Here is a 3,191-nt window from a genome sequence, read left to right as displayed (position 1 = left end):
GAGTGCGACCTGCAGGACCAGGCCATCGCCTACGGCTCGGGGGGCTCGCGCTTCGCCGAGAACAAGCGCGCCGTCGAGGAGAAATACCTTGGCCCGCTGATCAAGACGGCCATGAACCGCTGCATTCACTGCACCCGCTGCGTGCGGTTCATGACCGAGATCGCCGGCGTCGAGGAGCTGGGCGCCATCGGCCGCGGCGAGGACATGGAGATCACCACCTACCTCGAGCGCGGCATCCTCTCCGAGATGAGCGCCAACGTGACTGACCTCTGCCCGGTCGGCGCGCTGACGTCGAAGCCTTACGCCTTCGCGGCGCGGCCGTGGGAGTTGCAGAAGACGCAGTCGATCGACGTGATGGACGCGGTCGGCTCGGCGATCCGCATCGACTGCCGAGGCCGCGAGGTCATGCGCATCCTGCCGCGCAACAACGACGCTGTGAACGAGGAGTGGATCTCCGACAAGACGCGCCACGTCGCCGACGGCCTGCGGACGCAGCGGCTCGACCAACCGTACATCCGCAAGAACGGCCGCCTCGAGCCTACGACATGGCCCGAGGCGCTGGCCGCCGTGGCGGAGAAGCTCAAGGCCGCCAATCCCGAGCGCATCGCCGCCGTCGCGGGGCCGCTCGCGGGTGCCGAGGAGATGTTCGCCCTCAAGGACCTGTTCCACCGCCTCGGCGCGACGAACGTCGACTGCCGCGAGGACGGCGCCAAGCTCGATCCCGCGCTCGGCCGTGCGAGCTACGTCTTCAACGCCACCATTCCGGGCATTGAGCAGGCCGATGCTATCCTTCTGATCGGCACCAACCCGCGTCTCGAGGCCGCCGTCTTGAACGCGCGCATCAGGAAGCGCTGGCGCCAGGGCGGGCTGACCATCGGCGTCATCGGCGAGCAGGCCGATCTCGCCTATCCCTATGCTTATCTCGGCGCCGGCGGCCAGACGCTGCGCGAGGTCGCGGACGGCAAGCACCCCTTCGCGGCAACGCTGAAGGAGGCGAAAGCACCGCTGGTCATCGTGGGCTCCGCGGCCATCGCCCGCGCCGACGGCCGCGCCGTGCTCGCCGCCGCGGCTCGCATCGCCACCGCGGCGGCAGCCGGGAAGGACCCGGCCTGGAATGCCTTCAACGTGCTGCACGCCGCAGCGTCCCGCGTCGCCGGGCTCGACCTCGGCTTCGTGCCCGAGAATCCGGCATCCACCGACGTCGAAAGCTTCCTGGCCGCAGCCGGCAAGGGCGAGCTCGACGTTCTCTATCTGCTCGGCGCCGACGACATCGACATGTCGCGCCTCGGCAAGGCGTTCGTTGTCTACCAGGGCAGCCACGGCGATGCCGGCGCGCACCGCGCCGACGTGATCTTCCCCGGCGCCGCCTACGCGGAGAAGAGCGCTACCTACGTCAACACCGAGGGCCGCGCCCAGATGACGGCGCGCGCCGCCTTTCCGCCCGGCGAGGCCCGCGAGGACTGGACCATCATCCGTGCACTCTCTCCGCTGGTCGGCCACACGCTGCCTTACGACTCGATCAACGTGCTGCGCGCCGGCATGTACCAGCACGCCCCGCAACTCGCCGCGCTCGATCGCGTGAGCCCGGCGCCCGCCGATGTCATTGCCGTGCTGGCGGGTGGCAAGGGCGCGGTCAAGGACGAGCCGTTCCGGAGCGCCGTGCGCGACTTCTACCTGACCAATCCCATCGCGCGCGCCTCCGCCGTCATGGCCGAGATGAGCGCGCTCAAGAAGGCCGCCGGCAAGCAGCAGGCCGGTCTGGCCGCGGCCGAATAGGAGCAGAAGCCCCCGATGTCGAGCGAGACCATCACGATGCTCTGGGACTACGGCCTCTGGCTCGCCGTGGCCGTCGGGCTGTCGCTGCTGGTGCTCGTGGGCCTCCTGCTCTGCGTCGCCTTCCTATTGCTCATGGATCGCAAGGTGTGGGCGGCCGTGCAGCTCCGCCGCGGCCCGAACGTGGTCGGCCCCTTCGGCCTCTTCCAGTCCTTCGCCGATCTCCTGAAGTTCGTCTTCAAGGAGCCGCTCATTCCGGCCGGCGCCGACAAGGGCGTATTCCTTCTGGCGCCGCTCGCCACCGCCACCTGCGCGCTCGCCGCCTGGGCCGTGATCCCCATGAGCAAGGACGGCTGGGGCACCTGGGTGATCGCCGACCTCAACGTCGGCATCCTCTACCTGCTCGCCATCTCCTCCCTTGGCGTCTACGGCATCATCATGGGCGGCTGGGCCTCGAACTCGAAGTATCCCTTCATGGGCTCGCTGCGCTCGGCCGCGCAGATGATCTCCTACGAGGTCTCGCTCGGCTTCGTCATCATCGCGGTGCTGCTGCTCGTGGGCTCCCTCAACCTCGGCACGATCGTCACGGCGCAAACCTCAGGTGTCGGCGCCTGGCTCGGCCTCCCGGCTTCGGCGCTCGACTGGCATTGGGTGCCGCTGCTCCCCATGTTCGTCATGTTCTTCATCTCGGCGCTGGCCGAGACCAACCGCCCGCCGTTCGACCTCGTCGAGGCCGAAAGCGAGCTCGTCGCCGGCTTCATGGTCGAGTATTCCTCGACGCCCTATCTCTTGTTCATGCTCGGCGAGTACGTCGCCATCGTCACCATGTGCGCGATGGCGAGCATCCTGTTCCTCGGTGGCTGGCTGCCGCCGCTCGATATCTGGCCCTTGAACGCCGTTCCCGGGATCTTCTGGTTCGTGGCCAAGGTTGTGTTCATGTTCTTCCTGTTCGCGATGGCCAAGGCCATGGTGCCGCGCTATCGCTACGACCAGCTCATGCGGCTGGGCTGGAAGGTGTTTCTGCCGCTCTCGCTGGTGATGGTCGTAGCCGTCGCCGGCGTGCTGCAGATCCTGAGATCGGCATAGGAGTGCAAACGATGCGGGCGGCCCAAGGGCTGAAATCGCTGTTCCTCTTGGAGTTCGTCTCGGCGTTCTTCCTCGCCATGCGCTACTTCTTCACGCCCAAGAAGACGCTAAACTATCCGTTCGAGAAAGGCCCGCTCTCGCCGCGCTTCCGCGGCGAGCACGCGTTGCGTCGCTATCCGAACGGTGAGGAGCGCTGCATCGCCTGCAAGCTCTGCGAGGCGATCTGCCCGGCGCAGGCCATCACCATCGAAGCCGGCCCGCGCCGCAACGACGGCACGCGCCGCACCACCCGCTACGACATCGACATGGTGAAATGCATCTACTGCGGCCTC

At 67.7% G+C, this 3,191-nt stretch carries 3 protein-coding genes; all 3 read left to right on the top strand.

Translation table 11 applies throughout. From position 1 onward, the window contains the following. Nucleotides 1-1,776: NADH-quinone oxidoreductase subunit NuoG (gene nuoG, locus IT540_RS03125; protein WP_291173146.1), on the top strand; the 1,776-nt coding region annotated here is incomplete at its 5' end. 36 nt (nucleotides 1,777-1,812) lie between these two features. Next, a complete protein-coding gene (gene nuoH / locus IT540_RS03120) occupies nucleotides 1,813-2,859 on the top strand; it encodes an NADH-quinone oxidoreductase subunit NuoH (protein WP_291173148.1) in 1,047 nt (348 codons plus the stop codon). Between the two features lie 11 nt (nucleotides 2,860-2,870). Continuing rightward, a partial coding sequence (gene nuoI, locus IT540_RS03115) for an NADH-quinone oxidoreductase subunit NuoI (protein WP_291173143.1) occupies nucleotides 2,871-3,191 on the top strand: 321 nt, incomplete at its 3' end.

This window comes from Hyphomicrobium sp., assembly GCF_020852195.1.
In the GTDB taxonomy this organism is placed as follows: domain Bacteria; phylum Pseudomonadota; class Alphaproteobacteria; order Rhizobiales; family Hyphomicrobiaceae; genus Hyphomicrobium_C.
This window is presented reverse-complemented; position numbering and strand designations above follow the sequence as displayed.

What these genes read in the sequence shown, in the direction of transcription:
- nuoH (WP_291173148.1), top strand. Translation starts at nt 1,813, where the DNA reads ATGCTCTGGGACTACGGCCTCTGGCTCGCCGTGGCCGTCGGGCTGTCG.